Annotated in this window: 21 protein-coding genes; 11 read left to right on the top strand and 10 right to left on the bottom strand. The window is 62.3% G+C overall.

All coding sequences use genetic code 11. The features are described 5' to 3' along the window. Positions 1-201: 201 nt before the first annotated feature. Positions 202-567 (bottom strand): nuclear transport factor 2 family protein, encoded by a 366-nt coding sequence (locus L8F45_RS11905; RefSeq protein ID WP_342363085.1) that lies wholly within the window; start codon positions 565-567, stop codon positions 202-204. Between the two features lie 101 nt (positions 568-668). Next, positions 669-1,091 carry a DoxX family membrane protein gene (locus tag L8F45_RS11900; RefSeq protein WP_342363084.1) on the bottom strand — a complete coding sequence of 141 codons (423 nt, stop codon included), beginning with the start codon at positions 1,089-1,091 and terminating at the stop codon, positions 669-671. Positions 1,092-1,202: 111 nt separating this feature from the next. On the opposite strand from L8F45_RS11900, the gene L8F45_RS11895 reads away from it, so the two are divergent. After that, entirely contained in the window at positions 1,203-2,165 is a 963-nt protein-coding gene (locus L8F45_RS11895) for a LysR family transcriptional regulator (protein ID WP_342363083.1), read from the top strand. 1 nt (position 2,166) lies between these two features. Here the strand turns inward: L8F45_RS11895 and L8F45_RS11890 are convergent, their stop codons facing one another. The 3 genes from L8F45_RS11890 to L8F45_RS11880 form a co-directional block, all read right to left on the bottom strand. After that, positions 2,167-2,511: a hypothetical protein gene (locus L8F45_RS11890; protein ID WP_342363082.1), complete on the bottom strand. Its 345-nt coding sequence runs from the start codon at positions 2,509-2,511 to the stop codon at positions 2,167-2,169. Next, positions 2,508-2,849, bottom strand: coding sequence for a hypothetical protein (locus L8F45_RS11885; protein WP_342363081.1), 342 nt, complete (start codon positions 2,847-2,849; stop codon positions 2,508-2,510). Before L8F45_RS11885 ends, L8F45_RS11890 begins: the two co-directional genes overlap by 4 nt. Positions 2,850-2,951: 102 nt before the next feature. Next, on the bottom strand, positions 2,952-3,929 hold the full coding sequence (locus L8F45_RS11880; protein WP_342363080.1) for a TY-Chap domain-containing protein: 978 nt from the start codon (positions 3,927-3,929) through the stop codon (positions 2,952-2,954). A gap of 288 nt (positions 3,930-4,217) precedes the next feature. Here L8F45_RS11880 and L8F45_RS11875 point away from each other — a divergent pair, with 288 nt between their 5' ends. From L8F45_RS11875 to L8F45_RS11865, 3 genes are read left to right on the top strand one after another with little or no spacing between them, the layout of a single operon-like run. Next, a complete protein-coding gene (locus tag L8F45_RS11875) occupies positions 4,218-4,547 on the top strand; it encodes an ArsR/SmtB family transcription factor (protein ID WP_342363079.1) in 330 nt (109 codons plus the stop codon). Then, positions 4,544-5,029: an SRPBCC family protein gene (locus L8F45_RS11870; protein WP_342363078.1), complete on the top strand. Its 486-nt coding sequence runs from the start codon at positions 4,544-4,546 to the stop codon at positions 5,027-5,029. Before L8F45_RS11875 ends, L8F45_RS11870 begins: the two co-directional genes overlap by 4 nt. Positions 5,030-5,087: 58 nt before the next feature. Beyond that, on the top strand, positions 5,088-5,513 hold the full coding sequence (locus tag L8F45_RS11865; protein WP_342363423.1) for a GFA family protein: 426 nt from the start codon (positions 5,088-5,090) through the stop codon (positions 5,511-5,513). An 87-nt stretch (positions 5,514-5,600) separates the two neighbouring features. Here the strand turns inward: L8F45_RS11865 and L8F45_RS11860 are convergent, their stop codons facing one another. Beyond that, positions 5,601-6,008, bottom strand: coding sequence for a VOC family protein (locus L8F45_RS11860; protein WP_342363077.1), 408 nt, complete (start codon positions 6,006-6,008; stop codon positions 5,601-5,603). Between the two features lie 106 nt (positions 6,009-6,114). Between L8F45_RS11860 and L8F45_RS11855 the strand changes: the two genes are divergently transcribed. Both L8F45_RS11855 and L8F45_RS11850 read left to right on the top strand, forming a co-directional pair. Beyond that, on the top strand, positions 6,115-6,597 hold the full coding sequence (locus L8F45_RS11855) for a MarR family winged helix-turn-helix transcriptional regulator (RefSeq protein WP_342363076.1): 483 nt from the start codon (positions 6,115-6,117) through the stop codon (positions 6,595-6,597). Positions 6,598-6,742: 145 nt separating this feature from the next. Next, entirely contained in the window at positions 6,743-7,324 is a 582-nt protein-coding gene (locus L8F45_RS11850) for a 2'-5' RNA ligase family protein (RefSeq protein ID WP_342363075.1), read from the top strand. Positions 7,325-7,344: 20 nt separating this feature from the next. Here L8F45_RS11850 and L8F45_RS11845 read toward each other — a convergent pair whose 3' ends face one another. Both L8F45_RS11845 and L8F45_RS11840 read right to left on the bottom strand, forming a co-directional pair. Next, positions 7,345-7,815 (bottom strand): SRPBCC family protein, encoded by a 471-nt coding sequence (locus L8F45_RS11845; protein WP_342363074.1) that lies wholly within the window; start codon positions 7,813-7,815, stop codon positions 7,345-7,347. Continuing rightward, the gene (locus L8F45_RS11840) at positions 7,812-8,162 is read right to left on the bottom strand and encodes an ArsR/SmtB family transcription factor (RefSeq protein ID WP_342363073.1); all 351 of its coding nucleotides are present in this window, start codon (positions 8,160-8,162) and stop codon (positions 7,812-7,814) included. The genes L8F45_RS11845 and L8F45_RS11840 overlap by 4 nt, the downstream gene beginning before the upstream one ends. Positions 8,163-8,297: 135 nt before the next feature. Here L8F45_RS11840 and L8F45_RS11835 point away from each other — a divergent pair, with 135 nt between their 5' ends. Together L8F45_RS11835 and L8F45_RS11830 are read left to right on the top strand one after the other, a co-directional pair. Beyond that, positions 8,298-8,654, top strand: coding sequence for an ArsC family reductase (locus L8F45_RS11835; RefSeq protein WP_342363072.1), 357 nt, complete (start codon positions 8,298-8,300; stop codon positions 8,652-8,654). Between the two features lie 87 nt (positions 8,655-8,741). Next, entirely contained in the window at positions 8,742-9,410 is a 669-nt protein-coding gene (locus L8F45_RS11830; protein ID WP_425330000.1) for a UdgX family uracil-DNA binding protein, read from the top strand. On the opposite strand, the gene L8F45_RS11825 is transcribed toward L8F45_RS11830, so the two are convergent. Beyond that, entirely contained in the window at positions 9,411-10,214 is an 804-nt protein-coding gene (locus tag L8F45_RS11825; protein ID WP_342363071.1) for a hypothetical protein, read from the bottom strand. Between L8F45_RS11825 and L8F45_RS11820 the strand changes: the two genes are divergently transcribed. Next, entirely contained in the window at positions 10,200-10,583 is a 384-nt protein-coding gene (locus L8F45_RS11820; protein ID WP_342363070.1) for a hypothetical protein, read from the top strand. The genes L8F45_RS11825 and L8F45_RS11820 overlap by 15 nt on opposite strands. A 199-nt stretch (positions 10,584-10,782) precedes the next feature. Then, on the top strand, positions 10,783-11,538 hold the full coding sequence (locus L8F45_RS11815) for an arginyltransferase (protein ID WP_342363069.1): 756 nt from the start codon (positions 10,783-10,785) through the stop codon (positions 11,536-11,538). Here the strand turns inward: L8F45_RS11815 and L8F45_RS11810 are convergent, their stop codons facing one another. After that, a complete protein-coding gene (locus tag L8F45_RS11810) occupies positions 11,539-12,516 on the bottom strand; it encodes a hypothetical protein (protein ID WP_342363068.1) in 978 nt (325 codons plus the stop codon). It abuts the gene before it with no gap. Positions 12,517-12,933: 417 nt separating this feature from the next. Here L8F45_RS11810 and L8F45_RS11805 point away from each other — a divergent pair, with 417 nt between their 5' ends. After that, a complete protein-coding gene (locus L8F45_RS11805) occupies positions 12,934-13,461 on the top strand; it encodes a phosphatase domain-containing putative toxin (protein WP_342363067.1) in 528 nt (175 codons plus the stop codon). Positions 13,462-13,463 lie beyond the last annotated feature (2 nt).

Genomic DNA, 13,463 nt, shown 5'->3' with positions numbered 1-13,463 from the left:
GCGCCAGAAAATATCTGCCAGTAATTTCAATCGGTTATATAATATTTAAACAATCGGGTGGGAGTAGAACGGCAGCGCTATTCGACACCACGCAAACTCCCTCGACGTTGACGCGCTCCGGATCATCATCGGCTTTCGAAGCTTGCGCCGCGTGGGAGCACATCAGCGGCGGCAATTGATGTTTCAGCCTTGGCGCCAAATTTACGGAAGCGCGTCGAAGAAGAGATAGACCGCGGCGATCCTGCCGTCGCGCGCGATGATGAAGTCGGTTCCGGCGTAGGCTGGCGGCTCGCCAGGCTTGCCCGACACCCATCGCACGCGGCCGCCATCGCCGATCTCCTCAGGCGGAGAGAGCGGTTGATATTGGAAGTCGGGATGCATGGCCTTGATCACGCCCGCGATGCGGTCGATCTCGTCGCGCCCGCGATAAACGTTTTTGTTCGGATCATAGAAGACGGCGTCTTCGTGGAAGATTTCATCGATCGCCGCGCGTCGACGCGGCGGATCAATCTCGCCGAACACATCGTGGAGATTGCGAAGCAGCAAGCTTGATACAGTATGGGTCATGGTTTTCTCCGTGTGGCGTCGAGCGCGGCTCGCGCGCTCGACGTGCGATAGTTCTGTTGTCGGAAAGCGCTTTGAGCACGCGGTCTCGAACGCGGTGGGATTCACGCGGCGGCTGTGGCGCCAGCGCTGAACGCATGGGTTTCGCGCCTGTTATCAACGCTGAGAGCGCCGCCGCCGAAGGCGACGATCTGCAACAGTCCTCCCGCCATCATCACGTTCTTGAGGAAGTGGATCATCTGATCCTGATCGGCGAAGTTGCTGTGAAACGATGCCGCCGTTGCGAGCGCGAACAAGGCGAGCGCTGCGGCGACGTGACGAGCGCGATAGCCGGCGATGAGAAGCAGACCGCCGCCGAGCTCAGCCGCGACGGCCGCGGCGAAAGCCAGCGGCGCGAACGGCAATCCGACGGCTTTGATCATCTCGGTCGTGGGGCCATAGGCGCCGAGCTTGCTCAGGCCGCTCATGGCGAAGGGAAGGCCGATCATCAGCCGGCCAACAAAGGGAAGGTAACGGGTCGCAGACATTGAAGTCTCCTTGTAGTGGTTCCGCGTCTCATCGCGGGTTGTGTGAATGATGTTGCGGATGCCCGCTTTTCGAAATAGAAATGATTGAAATCTATCGTTGCAGAATTGCAGATGTCGAAACTGCCCGACTTCGAGGGGCTGGCGATGTTCGCCAAAGTCGCCGAAGAGCGCTCGTTCGCCGCGGCGGCCGGGACCATGAGCGTGTCGGTGGCCACCGTCTCGCGAGCGGTTGCGCGCCTTGAAGAGCGCCTTGGGGGACGTCTGTTCAACAGGACATCCCGGCGACTTGCGTTGACCGATTACGGGCGCTCGCTTGCCGAGCGCGCCTCGAAGATTCTCGCGGATGCGGTGGAGGCCGAGGATATCGCGCGCGAGGCTTCCAGCCGGCCGCGAGGTCTCGTGAAGCTTGCGGCGCCGCTGTCCTTCGGCGCGCGCTGGGTCGCGCCGATGTTGCCGCGGTTTTTTCGACGCTATCCCGACATCGCGGTCGATCTGCACCTCAGCGACGCGCACACCGACCTGATCGCCGACGGGTTCGACGCCGCGTTGCGTATCGCCGTCCTCGAAGACTCGTCGCTTGTCGCGCGATTGATCGCGCCTGTCCGACGGTTTCTCGTCGCGTCGCCTGCATACATCGCAAGACATGGCCGCCCGGAGCGTCCGCACGATCTCATTGCCCATCAATGCCTGAGCTACGCCAACAGAGCGAAGCGTGACATCTGGCGCTTCACCCATTGGAAAACAGGCGAGCAATGTCCAATTGCGCCAACAGGCCCGCTGCGAGGAACGAGCGCTGAAGCATTGTTGCCAACGGTGCTTGAGGGGCTGGCGATCACCGAGCTCCCTGAATTTATCGCGACCGAATATCTGGGGGATGGGCGGCTTGAATCTGTTCTCACCGATTGGCGGCTGCCGGAAGGCGGCTTGTATTTCGTGACGCCGACGGCGCGTGCGCGTCCGGCGAAGGTCTCCGCTTTGGCTGATTTCGTGATCGCTGAATTGACCGATGCGCCGTGGAGAGCGGAGGCCGTGATGGGCGGGAAACTGCCGCCGCAACGGAGAAAACGGACCTAGTTCAACGGCGTGTATGCCGCTTGATGAAGCCAAGCACGGACAGCACAAGCGCGACGCCTTCGAGGGCCGCGACAACTTCGTAGATCAGAAAATCCGGGTCGCTGTAATTCAGTGACGATCCATTGAGATATTGGCCTGAGATGATTTCGATCCACAGCACCGCCGACACGATCAGCGACAGCAGCGACAGACCAAGCGCGATCCTGCTGGTGGTGAGGCCGCGCCGCGCGTTGCGCGCGCGCAGACTGTAGATCGCAAACGGAATGGCGCCGAGCGCAAGCAGCAGACCGACGAGCGGACTGACGAGCACGAGAATGAAGAGCCAGCCCGAACTGATTGGAATCATGAAACGCTACGCGCCTTCTGCCTGATGACGCCGAGGAGAGAGATCGACAGCGCCACAACTTCGAGGATGGCGACGACTTCATAGAATATGAAATCGGGATCGCCGTAGTTGACGGGATCTCCGTTTCGGAAACGGCCGGTCATCAATTCGATCCACAGGATGACCGACAACAGAATGGACAGAGCGGAAAGAACAAGCGCGGCCTTGCTCGTCTTGAGGCCCCTCCGCGCGTTGCGGGCGCACAGGCTGTAGATCGCGAGGGGAATAGCGACAATGACAAGCAGGAGTCCGATGATCGGCCCGATCAACGCCAGAAGGAAGTACCAGTCCGCGCGCACTCTTGCTGTCTCCTGCCGGCGAACATGGCTGGTCGACCGAGTTTTCTCAACCCGGCGGGGAGATGAAACGCCGAGGGCCACGCATCGAGTGGCTTGCCTCGTCTATTCCGTCGATATCTTGAGCTTCGTCGCGCCGCGGTAGCCGTAGACCTCGTAGAGGACCGTCAGCAATTCACGCGCAATCGCGGCTTCATCGTATTGATCGAGAGAATAGCTCCGCCAATAGTTCGGAGAACGTCCGGGATCGGAGAATCCTGCCTGACGAAGGAAGGCGAGGCGTTCCGGGGTCAGAAGAGCCGCAAGAGCGGGCCAGCTTTCCGCAGACTGCGCTTCGCAATAGATCGCGACCGAGCTTTCCGGCGCACATTGAACATAGCCGATATCGGCGCTGAAGATGACGTAGACGCGCCGCTCGCTGTTGATCCGGAGCCTTTGGATTTCGCTGGCGGTCGTCGCGCCCTGGCTGGCAAAGAGTTCCGCCGCAGAGTTGGCGGGCTGCGTGGCTTCGGCAATTGCGTCGGGCTTGTATGTGCAGGCTCGCACCGACGTGGCTCTCATAGAGGGCGCGTCGCTCACCATTCCCGCCAGATTTTGGGTCGGCCCGTTTCGCGGCGGGCAGGGCGTGTCGGCAACCCATTTGGTCTCAACTTCGAGGGCCGCGATTTTGGCGTCGTAACCGTCTGCAAGTGCGGTCGTGATTTGCTCGGCGATCCGGATCGCCGTCGTCTCTGCAGGGAAAACCCTGACATAATTGCCAAAGCTCGGATCGAGCCGCCAACCGAGCGTATCGAGTCGCGTCAGCCGTTCCGGCGTCAGAACGCGACGAAGCGAGGGCTGCATTGTCGCGCCGCTCGCCTCACAGCGCATTTCCTTTTGAGCTGCGCGCCTGCATTGCACATATTTGTTGCCGTCCCAGATGGTCGCATAGCCGACGCGACCGGGGCGAATCAGATCACTCACGTTCTGGAGCGCAGCGCTCACGCGGGAAACAACGGACGGTGTTTGCGCCGTCACGGAAAGACTGGCGGCAAGGAGCTGCGCGAAGGCGACGCCGATCGCAAAAGATGTCGTGATCCGCATGGGCCATATCGTCAAAAAATCGAGCGCCGGTGCGATGAAAGAAATTCGAGAGTTCTTGAAGAGATTCGTTGATCCGCATCGAGGCGCTGGAGCGCACGCCTCTCTTGCGGAGCGTCGCGCTCTTAAGAGGCGAGAGCCGGTATGCTCCCTTGAATCTCCGCGCGTTCCGCCTCCGCCGCCTCAGGGCGTCATCACTGACTGGCGCGGTCGTTACAGACTTCGGATCATCAAAGGCGTTGCGATCAAATTAGTGTTGACTAATCAATTAGTGAGTGCTAATCAGTCTCCATGCTCGAACCCCATCCCGTCAACGCGATCATGCGCACCCTGGCCGATCCGACGCGGCGGGCGCTGTTCGAGCGCGTGGTCGGCGCCGACGAGATCACGGTCGCGGAGCTCACCAGGGGGAGCGGCGTCACGCAAGGCGCGATCTCCCAGCATCTGAAGTCGCTCAAGCTCGCCGGCCTCGTCGTCGAGCGCCCCGAAGGCCGCAAGGTCTATTACCGCGCCGAGCCGCGCGGGCTTGCGCCGCTGGTCGACTGGATGAGCCATTACGGCGTGTTCTGGCGCGAACGCTTCACTGATCTGCGCACTCTCTTGAAGGAGATCGATTCATGATGGACGCCGCGACAGAATCCGATGTTCAGGACATCGTCGTCGACGAAGTTCTCCCGCATGCGCCTGCGATCATCTGGAAGACGCTCACGACAAACGAGTTGATGGGGCGCTGGCTGCGCATGAATCCTGTCGGGTTCGAGCCAGTGAAGGGCAAGCGTTTCACCTATCAGACGACGCCGGCCGGCGCATGGGACGGCGTCATTCATTGCGAGGTGATCGAAGCGACGCCGAACCAGCGCCTCGTTTATTCCTGGCGTGGCGGTCATGAGGGCAATGTCGGTTATGGCGCGCCGCTCGATACGGTCGTGACTTTCACGCTGACGAAGGTTGAGAGCGGCACGCGCCTGCGCCTCGTTCATTCCGGTTTCGTGACGCCGCGCAACGACTCCGCGCTGAAGGCCATGGGCGCGGGCTGGAAGAAGGTCGTGCCCGATATTGGCGTCATCGCCGGCGATCAGGGCGTAGCGAAGAAATCGCACTGAATCGCGAATCTTTTCGCGTCAACGCGCCGCGTTGAGCGCCATTCACCGGGAGAACATGATGAGCAAGGCTTTCACTGGCGGGTGCGCCTGCGGCGCCATTCGCTACGAAATCGCGGCCGAGCCCGTGATGATGGGCGATTGTCAATGCCGCCAGTGCCAGCGGCAAAGCGGCGGCGGCCATGGCTCCTATGTGACGTTCGCAGGCGCGCCCGTAAAACTGGAAGGCGAGGCGCGTCATTGGGACGTCGTTGGCGATGGCGGAACCGTGAAATCCTGCGCGTTCTGCCCGACATGCGGATCGCCTGTTTATCTCACCTTCCCTGCAATGCCTGATGTTTTCATCGTCCGCGCCGGCAGTCTCGACGAGCCCGATCGCTACAGACCGCAGATGCTGTTCTGGAGTTCCGCGGGTCACGCGTGGGATCATATCGATCCGAGCATTCAGAAATTCGAGAAGATGCCGCCGAAGAACGACGCGGGATAAGGCGCAACCTCCTCTCCTTCGCCGTCCATAACGAAAAACGCTCGCTGCATGCAGCGAGCGCGTTGCGTTTCGAGTTGTAGATAGGGTTCAGCCGCCCATCTGCTTCATGTCCATCCACAGGATCTCCCAGACATAGCCGTCGGGGTCTTCGACGCTGCGGTTGAACATGAAACCGTGATCCTGAACCGGATTGGGATCCGCCTTGCCGCCCGCCGCGACGGCCCGCGTCACGATCGCGTTCACATCGTCGCGGCTCTCGGAACTCAAGCAGAGCAGAGCTTGGCTTTCGCGCCTGGCGTCGCCGATCGGGCGCTTGGTGAACTGTCGATACTTGTCGTGGACCAGAAGCATCACGCCGATCGTCTCCGACAGCATCATGCATTTGGATTGGTCGTCCGAGAATTGCGGATTCACCGCCCCGCCGAGTGCGACATAGAAGCCGGTCGCGGCCGCGAGATCGCGGACCGGCAGATTGACGAAAATCATTTTGGTCATGGGTTCCTCCTTCACGCATCGGGCGAGGTCGGTTATTATCTCGCTGGTATGTTACTAGACATAATGTATCTTAGTGTCAAGATACATTGCATCAAGAGGACTGAGAATGGATCGCGCGGACGTGGCTGTTGAACAATGGGGGCGCGAGCGCCCCGAGCTGCCGAGCTTGCCGATCGCGGTGTTTGGCCGCCTGTTCGACGCCGCCGAGCTGGCGATGCGCGACCATATGAATCCGCTCTTCGCCAAGGGTGGCCTGCAGCCGGGCGAGTTCGACGTGCTGGCGGCGCTGCGACGCTCGGGCGCGCCCTACATGCTGTCGCCGACCCGCCTCTACGAATCCACGATGATCTCGTCGGGCGGAATGACCAACCGGCTCGATCGCTTGGAGCGCGCCGGCTTCGTCGAACGGCGGCCTGATCCCAGTGATCGCCGCGGCAAGCTGATCGCATTGACGGACGCCGGCCGGCGCGTGATCGACGACACCATCGGGCGGCACGTCGCCAACGAGGAGCGCCTGCTCTCCGCGCTGACGACAGCGGAGCAGGAGCAACTCAACGCGCTGCTCAAGAAACTGATCGCGGCGCTCTAGCGGCTGCAGGCGTCCGTCGCTTGTGACAGGTCTGACATGGAGCCAGCGCATGTCGACACGGATATGAAGCGGGTCTAGGATTCTCATATTCAGTTGGCGGGGGCGGCCTGCCGACATTCACGACGACGCGTGAAGGAGAGGCCGCATGTCCGACCAGCTTTGGCTGCCGGGGTTCGACGACCCAGTTGCGAAGTATCCAAACATCTATTTCGCGCTCAGGCCGGATGCGCAGTTCGCGACTCACATCGCGCGCGCCGCTGTGCGGGATCGCGATTTGTTTTCATTGCAGGGCAAGCTGATCGAAGCGCCACGGCTCCACATTTCGCTGCTCGGGATTCACGATCCGCGCATGCGACCCGATAAGATGATCGCCGGGTTGCGAGCGATTGGCGAGTCAGTGCGCGAAGCGCCGTTTGAAATTCACTTCGACAGGATCGTCAGCTTTCGCGGCGGCAAGCAGAAGCCCCGGGTGCTCGTCAGCGATGATGGCGGCGCGGCGATCAAGAGTTTTCAACGCGCCATCATCGGGGTTCTCGCCGATGCCGGCGTCAGCCTGTCCGTTCGGCGCGAATTCACGCCACACATGACGCTGATGTACGCGACAACCGCGATCTCTGAGGTTCCGATCGAGCCAATCCGTTGGATGGCGACGAGATTCGCTCTCATCGAGAGCGTCATTGGCGACAGGCGCCATAATGTGCGCGGCGAATGGGCCCTGCGCGCGTGAGCGCGCAGGGCCGCGATCACTCACATTGACTTGGCGAGTTCGACGAGCTGGTCGAGCGCCGTTCCCCAACCCTGATGAAAACCCATGTCTTCGTGCTTTTTGCGCGTCGCCTCGTCGCGATGGATCGCCATCGCGGTGTATTTCGTGCCGGCGCCTTGCGATGCGAGCATGAGCGCGCCGGTGAAGAACGGATTTTCCGAAGGCCGATAGCCCGGCTGAAGCGCATCGGTGAACACGAGACGCTCGTTCGGAACAACCTCGAGATAGCAGCCGATGTTCGGAAATTCCTGACCTTCAGGTCCGCGCATGACAGTGCGGAAAATTCCGCCCGGCCGCAGATCGAGTTCGCACTCTGTCACCATCCACGGCCTGGGGCAGAACCATTTCTTGAGATGTTCGGGTTGCGTCCAAGCCGCCCAGACGAGTTCGCGCGGGACGTCGATGACGCGCTCGAGAACAAGATCGAGCTTGGGGTCGATTTTGAATGTCATTTCTTCTGCTCCTTGAGTTCCAAGAGATAGGCGTCGAGCCGGTCGAGGCGCTGCTCCCACATCGTGCGTTGGCGGGAGAGCCAGTCTTCCGCGACCTTCAACTGGTCGGGGGCGAGGCGGTAGGTTCGCACGCGGCCCGTCTTGTCCGAGCGCACGAGCCCGCTTTGTTCGAGCACCTTGAGATGCTCGACGAAGGAGGGCAGCGCCATCTTGAACGGCACTGCGAGTTCGCTGACCGAGGCGGGGCTGCCGCTCAGTTTCTCCAGCACCTTTCGGCGCGTGGGATCGGCGAGGGCGCGGAACACGCCGTCCACCAAAGCCCCGTCGCTGACGCCTTGCGTCTGCATGAGATCAGCCTTTCCGCGAACCCTTCGTTCACGGCGCGAGGGATAGCCGGACAAAATACTTAGGTCAATACCTAAGTGTTTGATGAGCGCTGGCGCGCAGGGCAGGCGCATGTTTCAAGGCCGGCGAGGCGAGCGATGATTACGATCTACGGCATCAAGAACTGCGACACGATGAAGAAGGCGCGCGACTGGCTGGACGCCCGCGACGTCGCCTACGCCTTTCATGACTACAAGGCCGAAGGGATCGATCGCTACAGGCTGTCGACATGGAGCCGCAAGGTTGGCTGGGAGAAGCTGCTCAACCGTGCGGGGACGACGTTTCGCGCGCTGTCTGACGCCGACAAGGCCGACATCGACGAAGCGAAGGCGATCAGGTTGATGCAGGCGCAGCCATCGCTGATCAAGCGGCCGGTGCTCGATCTCGGCCGGGGCAAACTCATCGTCGGCTTCAAGCCGGAGATTTATGAAGCTGCCGTTCCCTCTGCGTGCTGAAATGTGAAGCGGCGGGCAGCCTGCGTCCGCCGGCGGAACCTGTCGCTGCCTGAAGCGATTTCCTGTCTGGCGCGGCCGCGACGCGCTTTGCGACGACAGGAGGCGACGATCCCCGGGAAGCGCAACCTCAAGAATGACGCTGCAACGGCGTTCGAGCCTGAGCTGAAATCGCTCGCCGAACTCAACAGGATCATTCAGGCGTCTGAGCCGCTTGTGCCCGGCGCGGATCATGCCGTGCTGGGCGAAGGTCCTGTCGGCGCCGGGATCGCCTTTGTCGGCGAACAGCCCGGCGATCAGGAGGATCTGCAGGGACGTCCCTTCGTCGGGCCGGCGGGCCAGCTTCTTGACGGCGTGCTTGAAAAGGTCGGGATCGACCGCAGCGACGTCTATGTCACGAACGCGGTCAAGCATTTCAAATTCGAGCGGCGCGGCAAACGGCGCATCCATCAGAAGCCGACGACGGGCGAAGTGAAGCGCTATCGCTGGTGGCTGATGAAGGAGCTTGAGTTCGTCCGTCCGCAAATTGTCGTTGCGCTCGGCGCTACGGCGACGCTCGCGCTTGCGGGAGAGGCGCTCTCTATTTCACAGAACAGGGGCGAGACGATGTTCGGCGAATTTCCGGGCTTCATCACCGTGCACCCGTCTTTCCTGCTGCGCGTGCCCGACGAGGATGCGAAAGCGCGCGAATATGAGGCGTTTGTTGCGGACATGAAGAAAGTTCGCAAGCTCGCCAAAGCGCAGAAGCGCGCGGCGTGATCAACGCGCGTCAATAACTTTGATCGCGAGCTTGCGCCTGACCAGCACGCGATCCGACGTCACCTGACAGCCATCGACGCGCATGGTTGCAAAATAGAGGTCTGGCGCATCGCCGATGTCCTCGAAATTGCGCGTCGTCGCATCGCGGTCGAGGATCGAGGGATAGGCGATGACGCCAGCGCCGGCGTTGCAGGGATCGTCGTAGAGCGTCTTCCCCGCAAGAGCGAGCGTCGGCTTCGACCAATGGATCAGGTCGCGCGAAGCCGTCGCCCAGAAGCCGGGCTCCGAAAAGAAAAGATCATTTTTTGCCGCCATCAGCACGGCGATCCACGCGCCGCTGGCCCGATGCTTCACCACCGCGCCGACCGGCGTCACGAAGGGCGCGATCGGCTCGCAGGTTTTCGTAGGATCGGCGCTTCCGGCGTAGGGATCGCCTGATGTCGCAGCGAATTCCTTGCCATTCCAGGCGCGCCAGCTCCTGACATCGCCGGGCGTCCGAGTCCGGAACAGACAGGCGCCGAATTTCTGACCGCTCCAGCCGGTGGTCGTGGCGAACATGTATTTGTCGTCGCCGATCGAGAAAATATTTGAAGGGTTGAAGAAGCCGCGATGGCGACCCTGGCCGACATCCTGCCGGAACGGATAGGCCCCGAGCACAGGCGATCCCTTCGGTCTCGCGAAGCTGCGCCCGCCATCTCCCGACGCCGCGACCAGCACGCTGTTCGTCCAGCAGCGCATCATGTCGGAGAAGGCGCAGCGGCCCTTGTGTTCGTTGGCGTGATATTCCTGATGGACGAGCGCCACGACATTCCGACCATCATCGGTCCACGTCGCTGTGATCCAGGAATAATCATCATACGCGGCCGGGTCTTCCCGATGGCCAGAGGCCAGGACAACAGCGCAATCTATTTTCAGCCTGTCCAGCGTGTCGCCGCGCAAGGCCCGGTTGACGTGATGAAGCCCGAACGCGGCGACTTTGCCGTCCTGATCGCGGAAGGCGCGCAGCGGCGCGTCAGGAACGTCGTTTCCGTCACAGGCATCGGTCCTGGGGGTGAAAACTGTCTCGGGAGGTCCAACCGGCGTTATGACGACAGTCGGCGCGCCGCCCTCATTGGGCGCGGGCTGGGCCGCGGCCGCCGCGCACATGATCGCGAGCGTGCCCGCAACGCCTGAAAGGCGCCAAACTTGCAACCAATTGAGGATAATCAGGAACGGGTGGGGCACGGTCATCGCCCCGATGTAAGGAACGAATGCTGGAAGCCAAACGACAATCGCGGCGTCCGGTAAACCGCTTGGCGCTCTTGCAGGAGCGGAAGCGGCTGCTAACTTTGGCCAGCGTCGCGTCAAACCAGCGCGAGGGATTGATCAGTCCGTGACCAGCCAGCCGCGCGACGCTCCACAATTCTTCCTGACCGCGCCGTCGCCTTGTCCCTATCTGGCGGGGCAAGAAGAGCGAAAGGTGTTCACCCATCTGGTCGGAGGGCGGGCGCCGGCGCTGAACGAGGCGCTGACCCATGGCGGCTTCCGCCGCTCCCAGACCATCGCCTACCGCCCCGCCTGCGAGCGTTGCCGCGCCTGCATTTCGGTGCGCGTGTGCGTCGACGATTTCAAGCCAGGCCGGACCATGCGCCGGCTGATCGAGCGCAACCGCGACATCATTGGCTTCGAGCGGGAGAACCGGCCGAGCTCGGAGCAGTATTCCCTGTTCCGCGCCTATCTCGACGCCCGTCACAGCGAGGGCGGTATGGCCGACATGACGGTGCTCGACTACGCCATGATGGTCGAGGACAGCCATGTCGACACCCGCATCATCGAATATCGCGGCCGCGGCCCGGACAGTTTCATGACCGGACGGGGGGTCGGGCCGCTGCGCGCAGTCGCGCTGACCGATGCGCTCTCGGACGGGCTCTCGATGGTTTACGCCTTCTATGATCCCGAACAGGGCGACCGCTCGCTCGGCACCTGGATGATTCTCGATCACATCGAGCGCGCGCGGGCGCGCGGGCTGCCCTATCTTTATCTCGGCTACTGGGTCGAAGGCTCGCGCAAGATGGCCTACAAGGCGCGCTTCCTCCCGCAGGAGCGGTTGATGGCCGCCGGCTGGGAGCGGTTCGAGACGAACGACTGATCAGTCGGGCAGCTTTTCGAGACGAAGCGTGACCTGTGTCTTATAGGGGCCGACGCGGCTTTCCCTGATATCCTCCGCCGAGACCATCGACCCATCGCGCAGCGAGACCTCGACCCGGCCATATGAGCTCATCGTCGCGGTCGCGAGCTCGCGCCGCCTGTCTCCGAAAATGTTTTCGTTTTTGGCGCCGAGCGCAGCGATCTCGTTGTCGAGAGCCGGTTTGAAGGCGCGCGCGATGTCGGCCGGATCGAACTCGTCCGTCCATGCGTAGGTGGCGGTCTGCGCCTTCTGATCCACGCGTTCAATCGCCCAGCGTGTGCGAGCCGTGAACTCGACGCCATTGATACGGCTCACACGCTCGGCCTCCCATTCCACCCCGATGGCGATAGTCGCTGGCGCGTCAGCCTGTCCACGCTCCAGCGCCGTCGTTTCCGGCAACAGGATATCGACGAGGACGAGTGGATTGGACGCATACATCGCCTGCAATTTGGCGAGAACCGAGTCGGGCTGAACTGGCGCCGTTCCCATTTGCTGACGGATCTTCGCCTCGGCCTCATCGCGGATGCGAGGCCAGTCGGGAAGGCGCATCGGATGGCCGGCGAGATCCGTTTCCACCGCAAGCTCCTTCACGTTCCAGAAGGTGAGCGATTGCCAGTAGATATAATTCAGCATGTAGTCGCCCGCCGGCGACGAGTTGGCGGCCGCAGGGAGATCGGCGCTCAGCGTCCACACCATCGCGATTCGGTCATCCGTCTTCGATGCAGCAGTCACGGATCGCCGGAATTCGCCGTAGCTTGTTGTTTTCGGAATCGGAAATGCGCCCGTGGACTCGAAGGTCGATTGGAGATGGACCGCGTATGTTGTCTTGGCGCCGATGACAGGCGTGAAGGCGGGGAGCGTGACGGTCTCTTGAGCTCGGCAGACAGGCGCGGTGATGATCAGCGCTATGGCGAAAGCGAACTGAACGTAGCGGCGCATGAGCTGTCCATCATGATGGGGGAAGGCGGATCGCGCGACACGCGATGATTTCGCAAGCCGCGATAAAATGACGATGGCGATCTTGGCGCAGTGTGATGGCGCACCCGAGCGCGGCATGCTTCACGCAGCGGCGGCAGGTGAAGCGGACGGCTGCCTGGCCGCAGCGGATTTATGAGGTCGCGATTGCGTCCGCGCCTTCCTCCTCGGCTTGTCATCGGCGCAGTTCGCCATCGTGAATTAATTCCTATCATGGAGCGTGACGCTCGTCAACTATGTTCATGAAACGTTCCGGACGCGACATGAAGCAGCCGCGCCGGCTCGCAGTCGAGGGCGTCGCCGCCGGTTGCCGCGCATCCGCCATCGTGATTCCGTCCGGCTCTGCGGCGGACGGGCGCGGGATGGCGCGGGAGGCGCGCGTTGGAAACTGATTTCGATCGGCTTGAATGTCCGCGCGGCGGGGAATTGCTGCTCTCGTCTTTTCCCGGCCTGCTGGCGCGCCGTGTGGCGCCGTTCGATCGGCGCGCGGCGATCGAAGCGGGAACGGCCGCGCTGTCCGCCGCCGGCGCGACCGCGATGATCACCCTTGTCGAGACGGCGATGCTCGACGCTTTCGGCGTCCCCGATCTAGGGGCCGTCGCGGCCCGGGCCGGGCTCGCCTGGCTTCACCTCCCGATCGCGGATTTCTCGACGCCGGATACGGCGTTTCTTGCGCGCTGGCGCGAAGAGGGGCGCGGAATTCACGCCCGTCTCGATCGCGGCGAGGCGATCGCCATTCATTGCCGCGCGGGCCTTGGCCGCACCGGAACGGTCGCCGCAATGATCCTCGTCGAGCGCAGTCTTCAACCGCGCGAAGCCATCGCCGCGGTCCGCGAGGCGCGGCCGGGAACCATCGAGACGACGGAGCAGCAGGCGTGGGTGAGGGCGCTGCGTTCAGCTTCGGCCTGACG

It is taken from the genome of Terrirubrum flagellatum, from assembly GCF_022059845.1.
GTDB classification, from domain to species: Bacteria; Pseudomonadota; Alphaproteobacteria; order Rhizobiales; family Beijerinckiaceae; genus Terrirubrum; species Terrirubrum flagellatum.
Note: the sequence above shows the minus strand (reverse complement) of the source record. Positions and strands in the feature narration are given on the sequence as shown.

Excerpts from the sequence above, each read along its gene's own strand:
- L8F45_RS11890 (WP_342363082.1), bottom strand. The coding sequence starts at position 2,511 with ATGATTCCAATCAGTTCGGGCTGGCTCTTCATTCTCGTGCTCGTCAGT.
- L8F45_RS11895 (WP_342363083.1), top strand. The coding sequence starts at position 1,203 with ATGTCGAAACTGCCCGACTTCGAGGGGCTGGCGATGTTCGCCAAAGTC.
- L8F45_RS11865 (WP_342363423.1), top strand. The coding sequence starts at position 5,088 with ATGAGCAAGGCTTTCACTGGCGGGTGCGCCTGCGGCGCCATTCGCTAC.
- L8F45_RS11840 (WP_342363073.1), bottom strand. The coding sequence starts at position 8,162 with ATGCAGACGCAAGGCGTCAGCGACGGGGCTTTGGTGGACGGCGTGTTC.
- L8F45_RS11820 (WP_342363070.1), top strand. The coding sequence starts at position 10,200 with ATGGACGAGCGCCACGACATTCCGACCATCATCGGTCCACGTCGCTGT.
- L8F45_RS11810 (WP_342363068.1), bottom strand. The coding sequence starts at position 12,516 with ATGCGCCGCTACGTTCAGTTCGCTTTCGCCATAGCGCTGATCATCACC.
- L8F45_RS11880 (WP_342363080.1), bottom strand. The coding sequence starts at position 3,929 with ATGCGGATCACGACATCTTTTGCGATCGGCGTCGCCTTCGCGCAGCTC.
- L8F45_RS11845 (WP_342363074.1), bottom strand. The coding sequence starts at position 7,815 with ATGACATTCAAAATCGACCCCAAGCTCGATCTTGTTCTCGAGCGCGTC.
- L8F45_RS11905 (WP_342363085.1), bottom strand. The coding sequence starts at position 567 with ATGACCCATACTGTATCAAGCTTGCTGCTTCGCAATCTCCACGATGTG.
- L8F45_RS11855 (WP_342363076.1), top strand. The coding sequence starts at position 6,115 with ATGGATCGCGCGGACGTGGCTGTTGAACAATGGGGGCGCGAGCGCCCC.
- L8F45_RS11860 (WP_342363077.1), bottom strand. The coding sequence starts at position 6,008 with ATGACCAAAATGATTTTCGTCAATCTGCCGGTCCGCGATCTCGCGGCC.
- L8F45_RS11835 (WP_342363072.1), top strand. The coding sequence starts at position 8,298 with ATGATTACGATCTACGGCATCAAGAACTGCGACACGATGAAGAAGGCG.
- L8F45_RS11900 (WP_342363084.1), bottom strand. The coding sequence starts at position 1,091 with ATGTCTGCGACCCGTTACCTTCCCTTTGTTGGCCGGCTGATGATCGGC.
- L8F45_RS11875 (WP_342363079.1), top strand. The coding sequence starts at position 4,218 with ATGCTCGAACCCCATCCCGTCAACGCGATCATGCGCACCCTGGCCGAT.
- L8F45_RS11870 (WP_342363078.1), top strand. The coding sequence starts at position 4,544 with ATGATGGACGCCGCGACAGAATCCGATGTTCAGGACATCGTCGTCGAC.
- L8F45_RS11850 (WP_342363075.1), top strand. The coding sequence starts at position 6,743 with ATGTCCGACCAGCTTTGGCTGCCGGGGTTCGACGACCCAGTTGCGAAG.